The sequence below is a fragment of the Flavobacterium lotistagni genome, from assembly GCF_011392125.1.
Lineage (GTDB): Bacteria > Bacteroidota > Bacteroidia > Flavobacteriales > Flavobacteriaceae > Flavobacterium > Flavobacterium lotistagni.
This window is the reverse complement of the sequence record NZ_JAAJBU010000014.1, coordinates 36,377-53,053: the sequence shown is the minus strand read 5'-3', so window position 1 is coordinate 53,053 and position 16,677 is coordinate 36,377. Positions and strand designations below refer to the sequence as shown.

At 42.2% G+C, this 16,677-nt stretch carries 14 protein-coding genes; 11 read left to right on the top strand and 3 right to left on the bottom strand.

The genetic code is table 11. From position 1 onward, the window contains the following. Window positions 1–203: 203 nt before the first annotated feature. Window positions 204–3,479 (top strand): zinc-dependent metalloprotease, encoded by a 3,276-nt coding sequence (locus G4D82_RS13200; protein ID WP_166337770.1) that lies wholly within the window; start codon window positions 204–206, stop codon window positions 3,477–3,479. A 98-nt stretch (window positions 3,480–3,577) separates the two neighbouring features. On the opposite strand, the gene G4D82_RS13195 is transcribed toward G4D82_RS13200, so the two are convergent. Beyond that, window positions 3,578–4,642, bottom strand: coding sequence for an anhydro-N-acetylmuramic acid kinase (locus G4D82_RS13195; protein WP_166337769.1), 1,065 nt, complete (start codon window positions 4,640–4,642; stop codon window positions 3,578–3,580). A gap of 40 nt (window positions 4,643–4,682) precedes the next feature. On the opposite strand from G4D82_RS13195, the gene G4D82_RS13190 reads away from it, so the two are divergent. The 9 genes from G4D82_RS13190 to G4D82_RS13150 all read left to right on the top strand — a co-directional run bounded on the left by G4D82_RS13190 (window position 4,683) and on the right by G4D82_RS13150 (window position 11,171). After that, complete coding sequence (locus G4D82_RS13190; protein ID WP_235924360.1) at window positions 4,683–4,910, top strand: T9SS type A sorting domain-containing protein; 228 nt, start codon at window positions 4,683–4,685, stop codon at window positions 4,908–4,910. Window positions 4,911–5,084: 174 nt separating this feature from the next. Next, window positions 5,085–6,224 (top strand): acyl-CoA dehydrogenase, encoded by a 1,140-nt coding sequence (locus tag G4D82_RS13185; RefSeq protein WP_166337767.1) that lies wholly within the window; start codon window positions 5,085–5,087, stop codon window positions 6,222–6,224. A gap of 62 nt (window positions 6,225–6,286) precedes the next feature. Beyond that, window positions 6,287–6,979, top strand: a complete 693-nt coding sequence (locus G4D82_RS13180; protein WP_166337766.1) for a Crp/Fnr family transcriptional regulator — start codon at window positions 6,287–6,289, stop codon at window positions 6,977–6,979. Between the two features lie 87 nt (window positions 6,980–7,066). After that, window positions 7,067–7,525, top strand: a complete 459-nt coding sequence (locus tag G4D82_RS13175; RefSeq protein WP_166337765.1) for a YHS domain-containing (seleno)protein — start codon at window positions 7,067–7,069, stop codon at window positions 7,523–7,525. Between the two features lie 184 nt (window positions 7,526–7,709). Then, entirely contained in the window at window positions 7,710–8,096 is a 387-nt protein-coding gene (locus tag G4D82_RS13170; RefSeq protein WP_166337764.1) for a DoxX family protein, read from the top strand. A gap of 65 nt (window positions 8,097–8,161) precedes the next feature. Then, a complete protein-coding gene (locus tag G4D82_RS13165) occupies window positions 8,162–8,650 on the top strand; it encodes a DinB family protein (RefSeq protein ID WP_166337763.1) in 489 nt (162 codons plus the stop codon). Beyond that, a complete protein-coding gene (locus G4D82_RS13160) occupies window positions 8,638–9,345 on the top strand; it encodes an NRDE family protein (protein WP_166337762.1) in 708 nt (235 codons plus the stop codon). Before G4D82_RS13165 ends, G4D82_RS13160 begins: the two co-directional genes overlap by 13 nt. 146 nt (window positions 9,346–9,491) lie before the next feature. After that, a complete protein-coding gene (locus G4D82_RS13155; RefSeq protein WP_166337761.1) occupies window positions 9,492–10,526 on the top strand; it encodes an ATP-grasp domain-containing protein in 1,035 nt (344 codons plus the stop codon). After that, on the top strand, window positions 10,527–11,171 hold the full coding sequence (locus tag G4D82_RS13150; protein ID WP_166337760.1) for a hypothetical protein: 645 nt from the start codon (window positions 10,527–10,529) through the stop codon (window positions 11,169–11,171). It abuts the gene before it with no gap. 2 nt (window positions 11,172–11,173) lie between these two features. Here the strand turns inward: G4D82_RS13150 and G4D82_RS13145 are convergent, their stop codons facing one another. Further along, the gene (locus tag G4D82_RS13145; protein ID WP_166337759.1) at window positions 11,174–11,920 is read right to left on the bottom strand and encodes a LytR/AlgR family response regulator transcription factor; all 747 of its coding nucleotides are present in this window, start codon (window positions 11,918–11,920) and stop codon (window positions 11,174–11,176) included. Beyond that, complete coding sequence (locus G4D82_RS13140; RefSeq protein ID WP_166337758.1) at window positions 11,917–14,802, bottom strand: sensor histidine kinase; 2,886 nt, start codon at window positions 14,800–14,802, stop codon at window positions 11,917–11,919. Before G4D82_RS13140 ends, G4D82_RS13145 begins: the two co-directional genes overlap by 4 nt. A 212-nt stretch (window positions 14,803–15,014) precedes the next feature. On the opposite strand from G4D82_RS13140, the gene G4D82_RS13135 reads away from it, so the two are divergent. Next, window positions 15,015–16,610, top strand: a complete 1,596-nt coding sequence (locus G4D82_RS13135; RefSeq protein ID WP_166337757.1) for an ELWxxDGT repeat protein — start codon at window positions 15,015–15,017, stop codon at window positions 16,608–16,610. The last annotated feature ends 67 nt before the right edge of the window (window positions 16,611–16,677 follow it).

Genomic DNA, 16,677 nt, shown 5'->3' with positions numbered 1-16,677 from the left:
GGCAATAAACCATCCATTTAAAATAATTGGTACTATAGTGTGAGCAATATCTAAATGTTATTAAATTGTGATTTAGATTTAAAATTATTTTCAATTGCGTGTTAAATTTATAAGAAGTTTTCAACAACAGATGAATAGCAATAAGAAATCAATATATTTGGCTCAGCATCTAATTAACCAAAATCTAACTAATTTTTATAAGTATGAAAAATAAATTACTCCTGATTGCTGCTCTGGCAATCTCAGGTTTTTCTTTTGCCCAAAACGGAAGAATTGCCTTTACAGCGACTACGTCAAAAGCAGGTGAGGTCGTGGTGGCTAACAAAAGCAATTTGCTTACTCCAAAATTATTTTTGCTAGACACGAATTCGTTGCTTCAATCGTTGCGCAATGCCCCGAATCGAGCTGTTGCCGGGAAATCAAATGTTATTGTTTCTTTTCCCAATGCAGATGGTCAAATGGAGCAATATAGGATTAAGGAATCCTCCAATATGGATCCGGCGCTGGCAGCCAGATATCCTGAAATCAAATCGTATATCGGTCAGGGTGTAGCTTCGCCAAGTTCAACCATCTATTTTAGTTTATCACCGTTGGGTTTGCAAACGATGGTCATTAGAGCAGACGAATCGACAGAGTTCATCGAGCCTTACACCACCAATTTAAGTACTTACGTTGTATATCGCAGAACAGATAGGGCTGCTTCGCTTAATCGTTTTGAATGTAAAGTGATCAAGGATGTAAAGAATGATTTGGGCGATGTTATAGCCGCAAGACCTAACGCCGATGATGCAACGCTCAGGACGTACCGTTTGGCGATGTCTGTAACCGGAGAATATACTGCTTATTTTGGCGGGACAAAAGCCTTGGCATTAGCAGCAATCAACAATACGATGACACGGGTCAATGGCATTTTTGAAAAAGACTTTGCCGTTCATTTAAATTTAATTGCCAATACTGATTCGGTCATTTATACCAGCGCATCAACAGATCCGTATTCACCGGCATCGGGCTTAGATAATTGGAACTATCAATTGATGAACACCTTGAGTTCATTGATTGGAAACGCCAATTTCGACATAGGTCACCTTTTTGGTGCTACGGGCGGTGGCGGAAATGCTGGTTGTATTGGTTGCGTTTGCAGCAATGATATGTCCACTTTCGTAGATACGGGTGTTACTTATCCAAATAATTACAAAGGCAGTGGCTACACTTCTCCTTCCGATGGTATTCCTTCAGGAGATAATTTCGATATTGATTATGTTGCGCATGAAATGGGGCATCAATTCGGCGCCAACCATACCTGGACGCACGGCGGGAATGAAGGGACAGGAGTTCAAGTAGAACCGGGTTCTGGCTCAACCATCATGGGCTATGCCGGTATTACAACGCTTGATGTTCAGCCTCATTCCGATGCTTATTTTCATGCTGTGAGCATTCAGCAGGTGACAAATTTTATTAAAACTACCACTTGTCAAGTCAATTCGGCTACAGGAAATTCTATTCCTACAGCCAATGCCGGCTTAGATTACACCATTCCCAAAAGCACTCCGTTTATGTTGACCGGAACCGGAACCGATGCCAATGGAGACGCACTTACTTACAACTGGGAGCAGATGAATTCACAAACTACTGCTACTGCACCGAGTGCTACCAAAACAACCGGAGTGAATTTCCGTTCGTATACACCTACCACTTCGCCAACGCGTTATTTTCCGAAAATGTCTTCAGTATTAACCGGAGCAACCACAACAGCAGGAAGCGAAATCACGGTAGAAGCTTTGCCATCTGTTGCCAGAACCTTCAACTTTAGATTCACCGTTCGCGACAACAGAGCAGGTGGAGCAGGAAACAATAGCGACGATATGATTGTAACCGTCAACGCAACAGCCGGTCCATTTGCCGTAACAGCACCAAACACAGCTGTTTCTTATGTAGGCGGAAGTACGCAAACGATAACTTGGAACGTATCGGGAACGACTGCCAACGGTGTCAATTGCGCCAACGTAGATATCTTGATTTCAACCAACGCAGGAAGCACTTGGAGTACTTTATTAGCGGCTACACCCAATGATGGAACCCAAGCCGTAACGATTCCGAATACACCCGGAACCACCAACCGAATTATGGTCAAAGGAACCAATCATATTTTCTTTGATGTTTCTAATACCAACTTTACCATTACTGCCGGATCATCTGATACCACCGCACCAACTGCGCCAACAAGCCTGTCCGCTTCTGGAACGACGCAAACTACGACCAATTTGTCTTGGACCGCTTCCACCGACAATGTTGGGGTAACTGGATATGATGTTTATCAAGGCGCCACTTTAAAAGGTTCTACCACTACAGCTACTACATTTGCAGTAACGGGTTTAACTGCTTCTACGGCATACAGTTTTACCGTAAAAGCAAAAGATGCCGCCGGAAATGTATCTGTAGCGAGCAATACAGTAAACGTGATAACTTTGGCAGCATCTGACACCACCGCACCAACAGCGCCAACAAGCTTAGCTGCTTCGGGAACTACTCAGACAACTACCAATTTATCTTGGACCGCTTCTACAGACAATGTTGGCGTTACCGGATATGACGTATATCAAGGCGCTTCTTTAGTTGGTTCAACCACTACAGCCACAACTTTTGCAGTTTCTGGTTTGACAGCTTCTACAGCGTACAGTTTTACCGTAAAAGCCAAAGATGCCGCAGGAAATATTTCAGCAGCCAGTAATACCGTAAACATTACCACTTTGGCCAATTCAGGCAGCGCATCAGATTTGATGTTCTCGGAATACATTGAAGGTACTTCTAACAACAAGGCACTGGAAATTGCTAACAACACAGGAGCAGCGGTGAGCCTTTCTATCTACACAGTTAAAAAGCAAACCAACGGAGCAGGAGCATGGTCGACCGGAATTACTCTTTCAGGAACTTTGAATAACGGAGCCAAGTTTGTTTTAGTGAATAGCGCTATCAGTGTGGCTTGTTACAGTGCGGCTTCGGCGAACATTTCAACGGCTGGAAATGAGTTGACTTTTAATGGTAATGATGCGGTCGGGTTGTTCAAAAACGGAGTGCTAATCGACATCATCGGAACTTTCAATGGCGGTACGGCCAACTTTGCCATCGATGTTACTTTGAGAAGAAAAGCTACGGTATTGTCACCAAATACTACCTTTAATTTAACCGGAGAATGGGATTCTTTTGCCACCAATACTTGTGGCGGATTAAACAATCGCCCGGCTGCTGCGATAGATACGAGCAATATCAAATTATTCCCTAATCCGGTTCAGGGTGATTTCTTGAATGTTTCTGAGGCAGAAAATGCGTCGTTCAGAATTATCAATTCGTTGGGTCAAGAAGTTGCTCAGGGAACCGTTCAAAATGGAGCTATTTCTGTTTCTGGATTGGCCGCAAATATGTATATGTTGCAGTTGCAAGTCAACGGACAAATTGTGGTCAAACGTTTCATCAAAGAGTAGATTCCGTTTGATTATAATCAGAAAAGAGCTGCTCATGGAGTGGCTCTTTTTTTATTCTTCGTATTTTTTCAAGAAGACAATTCAAAAAGGAAATTTAATCATGGAAAAATGACACCCGAGCAATGATCGTATTTTGCTCCGGTCACACTCGATAAAACGTTGGTTTCCCCGCGCAGTTTCAGCACGCCGAGCAGCCCAAAAATGAGCGCTTCCTTGAATTCGAGTACTTTGGGTTCGGGAACAACAAGTTCCATTTCCGAGAGTTTCCGTTGTATCTGCCGGATTAGAAATTCATTGTAAGCGCCGCCGCCGGTAATTAGGAGTTGACCGTTTTTTATCGGCAAGGCTTGCGCAATTTGTAGGGCGATATGTTCGGTGAAAGTCCGCATTTTGTCTTGAACTGGAATAGCATAGGATTCCATTAAGGGCAAAACAGTTTCCTTAACATATTCAAAACCCAAAGATTTGGGATAGGGCTGCTGATAAAACTCAAGGGCATTCAAAGCGTCAAGCAATTCGGGACTTAATTTGCCGGATTCTGCGATTTGGCCTTTATCGTCGTAATCAAGGCCGAGTTGGTTCGCATAAAAATTTAAAACGGTATTTACTGGCGAAATATCAAAAGCAATTCGTTGTCTGTCGGCTTCAAAGGAAACGTTTGAAAATCCGCCGAGGTTCAGGCAGTACTGATAGTCTGCAAATAAAATCCGATCGCCAATAGGAACCAGCGGTGCGCCTTGTCCGCCGAGTTGCACGTCTTGAACCCGAAAATCACAAACCACTTTCTGCCTACAATAAGTAGCAATTTCGGGCAAGTTCCCGATTTGCAAAGTAAAGCCGTTGTGCGGTTGATGCAGAATAGTATGCCCGTGAGAACAGACTGCGTCGAGGTTTTTAATTTGGTGCTTTTCGATAAAATCAGCGATGGTTTTTCCGAGTAACATAGTGTAATCGCGGTTAAGTACTGCGAGTTGGTTTTTGTCGTAACTGACAGCAGTCTTGAGTTGGCCCAGCCAAGGTTGCGTGTAAGAAATGGTTTCGGCTTCCAAGATTTCGAATTGCCATTTTTCTCCGACAATTTCAAATTTTAAATGCGCCAAATCGATGCCGTCGAGCGAAGTGCCGCTCATCACACCGATGATGTTGTAGTGGTTTTGATTCATGCGCTAAAAATACGAAACTAATCGTTAGGCTTGTTTGGAGATGGAAAATGGCAACCATCGAATTCTAATTCAAATCAATCGTATTCTAATTTTAATCGACGGTTGCGTTCTTCATAAGGATATGCTTGGGAAACAAATCGAGAAAATCAGCGCAGAAGCCAATGCGCTTCGTCATCTGAGCATCGGTCAAAGTTATCCTTCAGGATTTTACAACCTCAAAGTTTCTCAAGGAGACAAAAGTCAAACGGTTCGGATGGTCAAGCAGTAATTTCCCAGTAAATATTTTAAAAAGCATCTACAGTTGTGGGTGCTTTTTGTTTTGATAGAAATTCCAATATTCACAGTAGCTTAGACAAATTCTAAAATCACGAAAACGTTTGAAACCTTAACTTTTATTTATACATTTGGTGCCATTAAAAACTCACCAAAACATACCTAAAACATGGATTTTAATCTTACCGAAGAACACCTGATGATCCAACAAGCGGCGCGCGATTTCGCCCAAAACGAATTGCTGCCCGGCGTTATCGAAAGAGACGAACATTCAAAATTCCCGACCGAGCAAGTCAAAATGATGGCTGATTTGGGCTTTATGGGAATGATGGTCGACCCGAAATACGGCGGTTCCGGATTAGATAGCGTGTCGTATGTTTTAGCCATGACTGAAATTGCTAAAGTCGATGCTTCTGCGGCGGTAATCATGTCGGTCAACAATTCGCTGGTTTGTGCCGGTTTGGAGAAATATTGCACCGAAGAACAAAAAATGAAATATTTGGTTCCGCTAGCCAAAGGCGAGGTTATCGGAGCGTTTTGTTTGTCTGAACCTGAAGCAGGTTCGGATGCAACTTCACAAAAAACCACAGCCATTGACAAAGGCGACCACTATTTGCTCAACGGTACTAAAAACTGGATTACCAATGGTTCTACAGCTTCGACTTATTTAGTGATTGCGCAAACCGATATCGAGAAAAAACACAAAGGCATCAACGCGTTTATTGTAGAGAAAGGTTGGCCCGGTTTTGAAGTTGGCCCGAAAGAAAAGAAAATGGGAATTCGCGGTTCAGACACGCATTCACTAATGTTTACCGACGTGAAAGTACCCAAAGAAAACCGCATCGGCCCAGACGGTTTCGGTTTCAGTTTCGCAATGAATGTACTCAACGGCGGCCGCATCGGAATTGCTTCACAAGCTTTAGGAATTGCCACCGGTGCTTATGAACTGGCTTTGAAGTATTCGCATGAGCGCAAAGCTTTCGGCAAGGAAATTTTCCACCACCAAGCCATCGCGTTCAAATTAGCCGATATGTACGTAAAAATTACTGCTGCCAAATTACTGGTAATGAAAGCGGCTTGCGAAAAAGATGAAGGCAAAGACATTTCACACTCAGGTGCGATGGCCAAACTGTATGCTTCAGAAGTCGCCCTTGAAGTCGCTAATGATGCGGTGCAAATTCACGGTGGAAATGGCTATGTAGCCGAATACCACGTAGAACGCATGATGCGCGATTCGAAAATTACCCAGATTTATGAAGGAACATCCGAAATTCAGAGAATTGTAATCTCTCGCGGATTGGTTTCTTAAACAATAAAATCCAAACCCTTTTAGAACTTCATCTGAAAGGGTTTTTTATTTACATTTACCAAATGCCTGAGAGCGGTACATACGAAGAATTGAAATATTGGTATTTGCGAGACCATAAGCTTTTCCGCGCTTTGAGTTTTTCGCAGATCAAACAGCTTTGTATTATTGTTGGTTTCAAGAAAGCCAAGAAAGGCGATGTGATTTACTTTTCTTCTTCCGATGTGCCGCGGATTTTCCTACTTAAAAAAGGCCACATTAAAATCGTCTCAATCGATGAACAAGGCAATGAAACCATCAAAGACATCATCCGCAAAGGTGATCTTTTCGGCGAACTCACCCTTGAAAACGATTTACATTCCAACGAATACGCCGTCGCACTCACCGATGAAGTAGCGATTTGCAGTTTCCTGATGTCTGATTTTGAAGATTTGCTGTTGCGCAATCCTTCGCTGGCTTTGTCGTATACGAAATTTGTCGGGTTGAAGATGAAACGCATCCGCAACAATTATGCGAACTTGGTTTCCAAAGACGCCAGAACGCGGCTGCACCATTTCTTGAAAGATTGGTCTGAACGCGAAGGCAAACGCGAAGGCAATCAAGTGACCATCGAGAATTATCTCACCCAAAACGATATCGCGCAAATCATTTGTACCTCGCGCCAAACCGCGGCCCAATTGCTTAGCGAGCTAGAAAATTCAGGGCTGGTGCTCTACAAACGCAAGCAGATTTTGATTGCTGATATTACCAAATTATAAGTTTTTTATCGGTTTTGTCAACCAGCCGACATTTGCTCGGTAGCCGTCAGATTAGTTTTGTCTTGTCAAACTTAAAAAGCTAATCTGATGAAAAAACAAATCCTAATTTTATTACTGATGCTTTCGGGCATTACCGGCTTTGCGCAAAATCTGTCCAAAGAAGCGCAACAATACAACCTTGAGAAGAAATTGGCCCTGCAAGGTTACGATGCCGTAGCTTATTTCAAAGGCAAACCCCAAGCAGGCAAAAAGGAAAATGCTGCTTCTTACCAAGGCGTGACTTATTATTTTGCCAATGCTGCCAATAAAGAAGCTTTCTTGAAGACCCCAACTGCCTATCTGCCGCAATATGGTGGTTGGTGTGCTTATGCGATGGGTTCTTCGGGCGAAAAAGTAGAAGTAGACCCTGAAACTTTCCAAATCCTCGACGGGAAATTGTACTTGTTCTACAACGCTTATTTCAACAACACACTCAAAAGCTGGAACAAAGACCGAGCAAATTTGAAAAAGAAAGCCGACGCAAATTGGAAGAAGTTTGTGGAGTAGTTGTAGGTTGTAAGTTATAGGTTGTAAGTTTTGTACTCTGGAATTATAGTTCAATGGAAACTGAATTCTAAAAGAAACTCGAACTGGAAACCAAGCAGGAACTTTCCGTAAATCAACCAACAACTGAAAACTGATAACCAACAACTCGCTGTAAACCGTTAACCGTAAACTATCAACTAAAAAAATGAAAAACATCTTACTTTGGATACTTCGTCTCACGGCAGCCGTTATCCTTTTGCAAACACTTTATTTTAAATTCACCGGCGCCGAAGAAAGCGTATACATTTTCAGCACTTTAGGCGCAGAACCATACGGTCGCATTGGCTCTGGTGTTATTGAACTAGTAGCTTCTGTGTTGATTTTAATTCCTCGAACCACATGGATGGGCGCATTGCTTGGACTTGGCACGATGATGGGCGCGATTTTCTCTCACTTGTTTATTTTAGGCATTGAAGTACAAAATGACGGCGGCACTTTATTTATACTGGCTGTAATCACTTGGATCTGCTGTGCTTTATTGGCGTTTCAGGAAAAAAATATAATCCGCGATTGGGTCGCATCTAAAATTTAATGCTTAATTTCAGGGCTGAAAAAAGAACTGTTTCCCAAAGTTCGCAGTCTATCAATACTATTTTTATGTTATTGCAATCTATCCAACAAACCTTGGGCGGGCTTTCTGATTTGTTAGCACAACTTTCGCCCGGGCAATACACCCAACCTTGCCAGAGTTTGAGCGGTGCTACCATCGGCGAACATACGCGCCACATCATCGAGTTGTTTCAATGTCTGCAAAATCAATATGAAACAGGTGTTGTAAATTACGAGTTGCGTCAGCGTAATTACGCCATTCAGACCGACATTACCTCGGCACAAAATGCCATTACTCAAATTCTAGACACGCTTCAAAAGCCTGAGAAAAACCTAGAATTACAGCAAACTTTGAGCGGTCAACAATTCAGTATCCCGACCAATTACCACCGAGAATTAGTGTATAATCTGGAGCATTGCATCCACCACCAAGCCTTGATTAAAGTGGCTTTGTTGCCCCTAGAAAATATCTGCGTCGAAGAAAATTTCGGCGTAGCTCCTTCCACTTTAGAATATCGAAAACAATGTGCACCGTAAGTTTTGTTTACTCCCAAAATCAAGTCATTATCACTTCCAACCGCGATGAGCAGCACATTCGTCCGGCACTGGTTCCGCAGACTTACAAAGTGAATTATAAAAAGCTCTGTTTTCCCAAAGACCCGAAAGCCGGAGGCACTTGGTTCGCTGTCGATGAAAATGCCAACGTGCTGGTTTTGCTCAACGGAGCCGCCGAAAAACACCACTGGAATCCGCCTTACCGCCGAAGCCGAGGCCTGATTGTACTGGATTTACTTGGTTCAGCATCGGCCATCGCCACCTGGAAAACCATCAATTTAGACCAAATCGAGCCGCACACCATGGTGTTGTACCAAGACCAAAAACTCTATCAATTGCGCTGGAACGGCACCGAGAAAGAAACCCTCGAACTGAATCCTGAGCAAAGTTACATCTGGTCATCGTCTACTTTGTATGCTCCGGAAATACGTCAAGCGCGCAGAGAATGGTTCAGCCAATTTCTAGATACCCAACCCGAGGTCAGCGCCGAAGAAATGTTTCACTTTCATCGCTACACTGAAAATCAAGACCTTCAAAACGGGCTCGTCATCAACCGCAACGATGCCTTGCAAACCCTGAGTATCACGCAGGCCGTTGTGAAGCAGAACAAAATTACCTTGCACCACCACGATTTGCAACAGCAAAAAGATTTTTATAATACCTTTATCCAGCTCTAGTTTTTGGGCGTGCCCCTACGGGTCGGGCTGTCCGTTATAGCCCTCGCCAGATTCCGCATGCTGCATCTGGCTTCGGGGCTGCCACTGCCATCCCTCACGCATCTCGTCTAAACCATCAACCAAAAAACCCAAAATCATCCACCCAATTGAAACGATTCTTCCACAAACTGCTCCACTGGGAATACTGGCCGATGCACTTGGTCTACATTCCGATTTATTTTCAATGGGCCTACTACTGGCTGCGCTGCGGCACGATTTTCTTTTTCAACGCTGCCAATCCGGGCATCAAGAATGGCGGTTTTTTTATGGAATCTAAGAAACAAATTTACAACCTAATTCCGCCACAGTATTACCCTAAAACCGAACTAATTCGACAAGGCACCCCATTTTCAGAAGTTATGAAAATCACGGAAAAGGCAGGTTTAAGTTTTCCGCTAATCGCCAAACCTGACATTGGGCTGCGCGGTTCGGCCGTAAAGAAAATCGAGAACCTAAAACAACTTCAGTCTTATGCAGAGAAAGCCCACTTTGATTATTTGTTGCAGCAACTCATTCCGTACCCAAACGAAATTGGGGTATTCTATGTGCGTTATCCGCATGAAAAAACGGGTAGAATTACCGGCATCGTTGCCAAAGAATTCCTTATCGTTACCGGCGATGGAAAGTCAAACATCGAAACCTTGATTCAGAAAAATCCGCGTCATGAAATGCAACTCGAAAAACTCCGTGCAGAATACGGGCCAGAGCTTCAAGTTGTTTTAGCCCAAGGCGAACAGCGCAATCTGGTGCCTTATGGCAATCATATTCGTGGGGCAAAATTTTTAGATCATAGTCATTTCATTACTCCAAAACTCAACCAAGTCATCAACGAAGTTTGTTTACAAATTCCGGGTTTTTACTTCGGGCGGCTCGATTTGATGTACAATAATTTAAAAGATTTAGAAGCCGGAAAAAACTTCTCCATAGTCGAACTCAATGGCGCGGCAAGCGAACCTACGCACATTTATGATCCGAGACATTCGATTTTCTTTGCTTGGTGGGAACTCTCCAGACACATTCGGTATATGTTTGAAATTAGTGTGGCCAATCACAAAAGCGGAATACCTTATTTATCGCACCAAGCGGGTATGAACGAATACCGCGAACACCAAAAGCACAACCAAAAAATCCTGAATTTCTAAATGAAAAACCTGCAAAACATTGGCGTCGGTTTTCTGGTGAGTTTTCTGGGCTCGATTCCGCTGGGTTATTTGAACGTGATTGGTTTTGCACTCTATCAATATGCAGGAATTGGCAGTTTAATTCCGTTTTTGTTGGGCGTGATGACCATAGAATCGGTCGTGATTTACGGCAGTTTAGTATTTGCAAACCGCTTGGTGCAACGCCAACAATGGCTCAAATGGATTGAAGCGTTTTCAGTGGTTTTTATTCTGGCTATGGCAGCCGTTTTTTACTTGAGTTCTAAGCAGCCGCAATCGCAAGAGCAACTTTTAGAAAAATACCTGATCTATTCTCCTTATTTCATAGGGTTGATTTTGAGTAGTTTCAACTTCATTCAATTGCCGTTTTGGGCTGGTTGGAATTTGTATGTACTCAACGGGAAGTACATAGACATAGAGCAAGGCAGCAGATTTTCTTATTTGCTAGGTACTTTACTGGGCACTTTTTCAGGCATGTTGGTTTTAATACTGTCACTGGCAAAACTTTCCTCGCAAACCGAATTTCTCTCGCAAAACATGATGCATTATTTGATTCCGGCCGCTTTCGTGTTGCTCGGAATTTATCAAGGTTTTCAGTTTGGGAAAAAGTACTTCAAAGCAAAGTAGTTTCAACTCAAGTTTCCTAAAGCAGCAAGCAAGTTGGCTTTTTTGCGTTGTGAAACCGGTAGTGTGCTTTTATCAGACAAAATTACATAACCGCCGTCTTTGTTCACAAAACTCACCAAATGATCCAGATTGATGATGTGCGAATTGTGAATCCGTTCAAAACCGCTATGGCAAAGCAATTCTTCAAATTCCTTGAGCGTTTTAGAAAACAGCATTTTCTTTCCGTTAGTAAAATAAATACTGGTGTAGTTGCCCTCGGCAGAACATTTCATAATGCTGGCTACTTCAAAAACCGTGATGCCTTCGAGTGTGGGCAAAACAATTTTTTTTCGCACCGGCGATTGACTTTGGTTGTAGAGCAGGTTCTCGATTTTGGCAGTCGAATCTTTTTTGGAAATTTTTTGGGCTTTGTTCACGGCGATAACCAATTCTTCTGCATCAATGGGTTTGAGCAAATAATCTAAGGCACTGAATTTAATCGCTCGAATCGCATATTGGCTGTAGGCAGTAGTGAAAATAACCTGAAAAAACAACCGCTGCTTAAAGTAATCTAGAATTTCAAAACCCAAACCATCAGAGAGTTGAATGTCGAGAAACACCAGTTCAGGTTGTAATGTGTCGATTTTTTCGATGGCCTCGTTTACCGATTTGGCTATCCCAATGATTTGCAGATTTTTACAATGCATCGCAATTTCTGAGCGCAATGCCGAAACCGATTGTTCTTCGTCTTCAATAATTAAAACTTTCATGACCAAATAGAGATTAATGGAATGGTAACTACGACTTGAGTACCGGCAGGTTTGTCGTTTTGAATCAAGTCAATGATTTCAAAGGTTGATGGGCCAATACCTTTACTGAATAATGCAATTCTTTCCTTAGTGATTTCAAGTGCTTTAGATTGGTATTCTCGGTGTTGCTGCTTTTTCTGTGAGGCGATGCGCCCGATGCCGTTGTCTTCGACCATACAATGCAATTGCTTGTCTTGTTTTGCAAATGAAATTTTAAGTAAACCCGTTTTGTTTCGAGGAGATAATCCGTGAATAATGGCATTCTCAACGATAGGTTGCAGCAGCAAGGTAGGAATTTCAATATCGTTCGGGTTGAGATTTTCATCGAGAATGAGTTCGTAAACAAATTTATTTTCATACCGGATTTTAGTCAGTTCAAGATACAGCTCTAACATTTCAATTTCTGTAGACAACGAGATGGTTTTATCGGCATTTTCGAGCAGCATCCGAAGTAGTTTAGAAAACTTTGAAATATAGGTGCTGGCCCGCATCAAATCGCCTTCAGAATAATAACCTTTAATAGTGTTGAGCGCATTAAAAATAAAGTGCGGATTCATTTGCTGTCGCAGTGCTTTCTGTTCTAAATCAATCATTTGTTTCTCTAGGGTGGCTTTGTCACGCTCAAGTTGTATGGCGGCCTTCTCGACGCTGAATTGGCGTTGTTGCTCTTTGAGTCGGTATTTTACAATGGCGTAAATCACCCCGATAATGATCAGCAAGCAAAGCAAAATAAACCACCATTTTTGCCAAAAAGGAGCGAGAATTTCAAATCGAATCACAGCCGTATTGCTTTGTGTGCCATATCCGTCGGTGCAATACACTTTGAAAATATATTCACCGCTCGGCAATGATTTGTAGTTGATTTGCGATTCTTGTGTTTGTGTCCAATCTTGCCCGGAGAGTTGGTAATGGTAAGTGAGATCGTTTTGGCTGATATAGGAAATGCCCGAAAAGTGAATGCTCACTTGGTTGTCGTTGAAATCGAATTCATAGGGTGGTTTTCCAGCGGCATTCCTTTTTTGGGTTTTCAAGGTTTCAATCAGACATTTGGGTCGGCTGTCTTTGCGATTGATTTTAGTGATGTTGAACCAAAGCAGCCCGCGATCGGTAGCCAAATAAACAATTTGGTCTAGATAACCAATGTCGTTGATTTTCTGGTTTTTTAACCCCAGTACCGCATTAATGTTTCGAATGTTTACGCTTTCGTTTTTAAAAGTAACTAGATTCAAACCATTGTTCGAACCCACCAAATAAGTTTGGTTGCCCACCTTTTCAATGGCATTGCAAGTCATGCTGTTCAGACCATTTCTGTGAGAGATCTGGCCGATAATTTTTTCGTTTCTGAGTAAGACAATTCCTTTTGAACTGGTGGCTACAAAAAGCGTTTGTTGTTTCGAGTCGAAATATAAATCTTCAATCGAAGTTTGTAAATTCGGATAGGAATTCCAATTTGTAATAGAATCTTTTACGCGGTATCGGTACAAACCATAATTAGAGCCAATCCAAGTATTTTCACTTTCATGCAACAGAACTGATGTTCTTTTCTGCAACAGCATATTGTTTTTGTTGAGCATGTTTTTGATGCCCGGTTTGATCTTTCGGTGCGGAATTTTATAAACTACGGTATAAGCAAAAAAACCATTTTCAGCATCTAACCAAAGATCATTAGCCCCGCAACCTAAAAAACTTTTCTTGCCCTTGCCATCAATCTTGAGAATCATGTTTTTCCCCGAAACATAGGTGTCTTGACCAAAGAAACGAATCGAGGTAATTTGGTCTGCTTGACCATCCACCAAAGTAGTTTGGCCTGTGAATTCCAATCCGGGTCGTTTGACAAAATAATTATTGGCATCGCCACCGGCCCAAATCTCTTTTTTCTGATTGATGCCGATACAGTTGATTTTCATTGGTTTTTCTGTACTGAGTTTGTTCAATATCACATCAAACGACGGTACATAATAAACACCATTCTTGAGTGTGGCCACCCAATAACCACCTTCGAAATCACGGAGTAGATTTGAGACCATTTCGCCCGAGAAATATTTTTTGAACTGTTGATTTTCATGCAAAAACAAACCTTGGCGCGTGCAAATCCAGATTTTATTTGGGTTTTCTTGATAGAGTTGTAAAATCTCGGCAGGTTCGGGCAGTGACAAGATCTTGGTCAGGTCGCCATTTGGTCTAATCCGATACAGTTGGTTAGCATTGCTAATATAGGTTTGACGATTCACATGAAAAGCGCGAGAGGTTGTTGCGGTTGCCATCGGATTGATTCGCAAGTTTTGCTCTGCATTGTAAATACCCAAAGGTGTAAGTACGCACAATTTGTTTTTGTTTTTCCACATACCCAAATAGGGTTGTGGCGTTTTGCATTTGATTTTGACGACTTTATCATGTGGGGTAACTTGTACGATTTGCCCGTCGCGGAAACAGAAGTAAATTTGGTTTTGAGCATCTTGATAAAAGTCAGACATGAGGCTATTGCCGCAAATTTTTCGCACCAGTGCCGAATTGGTTTCGTTGTAGATTTTGCCGTTTTGGATATAGCATGTTTTTCCGTTGAGCGTTAAGAGCCAAATGCGGCCTTTGTGGTCTTTTTTCATCTGAAAAACCTCGTTGTCCGAAAGGCCGTTGTCTGTATTGAAATCTAGAAAATTGTGGCTGTCGAACCGAACAATTCCGGCATCGGTAGTGAGCCAAATAAATCCATTTTGGTCTTCGAAAACGGCATATACATTTTCAGATGGTAAGCCGTCGTTAATAGAATAGTTAATGCAAAATGGGTTTTGTGCTGGGGCTGCACACCAGAAAAATAAATACAGTAATAAGAAAGGTGTTCTCACGCTGTTAAGTTCATCAGGTAAATGTAAACAATCTGTAAAAACAACTTTCAAAAATACTGGCAGTTAGCCTTTGAGATATATCAGTTAACCTTAAAATGGCTTCAGTTAATAAAAAAAGCGACACAGTTGTATAATAGAAAAAAAACTAAATTTGATTCGCCTAACTTTGATTTTAATCATTGAATCGAGTTATTATAAAAAAGGAGCATAACATGAAAAAAGCGATTACTATTTTGGTTTTAACTACAGTTTTAAATATTCAGGCGCAATTGCGTTTGGTGAAGGATCTCAACACCACCACAGCAAGCAGTAGCAGCAATCCGCTTTCTTTGTATAACGTTAACGGAATGCTGCTCTTTACGGCCAACAATTCAGACACATCTACCAATCGTTATATGTATTACAGTTTCGGCACGCTTGAAGGCACCAATTTCTTGCTCAATGATGGTCAGGCCATTCGCAATCAAAACACAACGATGTATTACAGAGAGAATGGTGATTCAGCGGTATATTTTGACGGAATCGACCCGAATACTTCACACATCAGCTTAATGACCGCGTCCAACTTTTTAGATGTTTACACTTTGATGGATATTTTCAGTAAAACCGCCAACGCCAATTCGCGATTCGGGCCTTCAGCCCAACTGACCAACGCCATGGTTTTTTCTCCGTTGGCCGGGCAAGATGTGGAGCCACTGGTTTATTCCTCGGGTTTTAGCGGAATGCTTAAAGATATTTATATGGGCAATGTAGTGAGTTCTGCTCCGGCCAGTTTTACAGTTTTAGGCTCTAAGATTTATTTTAGTGCTTTTCACCCCAGCAGCGCGCGCGAACTTTGGTCAACCGATGGAACTACTGCCAATACTGCACTTTATTTGGATATTTTTCCAACGCCCACTTCCTCGAGCAGCAATCCGGATCAATTTAATGTCATAGGAAACACGCTCTATTTGGTGGCTACTAATGCTTCTTCCGGACGCGAGCTCCGATCGGTCAATGGGGTGAACAATTCGGTGGTTTTGGTTAAAGACATCAACCCTTCCGGCGATAGCAATCCGAGCAACATGAAGCGAATTGGTGCTACACTTTATTTCAGTGCCAACGATGGAATAAACGGCGCTGAACTATGGAAATCTGATGGAACCAATGCCGGAACCGTATTGGTTAAGAACCTCAATACAACGGCTGGTGTCGGTAGCAATCCGTCTGATTTTACGCCGGTTGGGTCGCTCATTTATTTTTTAGCCGATAATACCGGTGGTGGCAAACAACTCTGGAAAACTGATGGCACCACAGCGGGAACTACTTTGGTCACTACGGTTTCAACCGCTCAAGAAACCCTTTCAGATTTGATTGCTTATAACGGCAAATTGTATTATGTAAAAACTTCCAATGTCGCGACAAAATCGTTATGGGTTAGCAATGGCACTGCTGGCGGCACCACTCAATTACTCTCCGGAGAAATCAATAATTCAGGTTTGGTCGTGATGAATGACGAATTGTATTTTGGCTACAAAGGAACTACGGGCGGTTTCGAACTTCACGCCTATAAAGATCCGGCTTTGGCGAATTTTAGTTTCGAGGCATCGGCTGGGTTTGTTTTAGTTCCCAATCCAGCGCAAGATTATTTTGAATTGACCCGAAACAATTTAGTAAAGACAGTTTCTGTTTTTAACCTTCAAGGGCAATTGGTAGTGACCTACGACCAGCAAACTAAATATGATATTTCAGTATTGGCTCGCGGAAATTACTTGGTAAAAGTAGTAACAAGTTCAGGTTCGAGCTATTTGAAACTCATCAAGCAATAATCCAAACCAACTCGTTTCTGCCGTACGAAAATAGTCGGAATCGCTACACTTATACATTACTTTAGAG

Coding starts and splice junctions, on each gene's coding strand:
- G4D82_RS13200 (WP_166337770.1), top strand. CDS start 204: ATGAAAAATAAATTACTCCTGATTGCTGCTCTGGCAATCTCAGGTTTT.
- G4D82_RS13145 (WP_166337759.1), bottom strand. CDS start 11,920: ATGAAAGTTTTAATTATTGAAGACGAAGAACAATCGGTTTCGGCATTG.
- G4D82_RS13165 (WP_166337763.1), top strand. CDS start 8,162: ATGTTATTGCAATCTATCCAACAAACCTTGGGCGGGCTTTCTGATTTG.
- G4D82_RS13195 (WP_166337769.1), bottom strand. CDS start 4,642: ATGAATCAAAACCACTACAACATCATCGGTGTGATGAGCGGCACTTCG.
- G4D82_RS13170 (WP_166337764.1), top strand. CDS start 7,710: ATGAAAAACATCTTACTTTGGATACTTCGTCTCACGGCAGCCGTTATC.
- G4D82_RS13185 (WP_166337767.1), top strand. CDS start 5,085: ATGGATTTTAATCTTACCGAAGAACACCTGATGATCCAACAAGCGGCG.
- G4D82_RS13150 (WP_166337760.1), top strand. CDS start 10,527: ATGAAAAACCTGCAAAACATTGGCGTCGGTTTTCTGGTGAGTTTTCTG.
- G4D82_RS13175 (WP_166337765.1), top strand. CDS start 7,067: ATGAAAAAACAAATCCTAATTTTATTACTGATGCTTTCGGGCATTACC.
- G4D82_RS13160 (WP_166337762.1), top strand. CDS start 8,638: ATGTGCACCGTAAGTTTTGTTTACTCCCAAAATCAAGTCATTATCACT.
- G4D82_RS13135 (WP_166337757.1), top strand. CDS start 15,015: ATGAAAAAAGCGATTACTATTTTGGTTTTAACTACAGTTTTAAATATT.
- G4D82_RS13180 (WP_166337766.1), top strand. CDS start 6,287: ATGCCTGAGAGCGGTACATACGAAGAATTGAAATATTGGTATTTGCGA.
- G4D82_RS13190 (WP_235924360.1), top strand. CDS start 4,683: ATGGAAAATGGCAACCATCGAATTCTAATTCAAATCAATCGTATTCTA.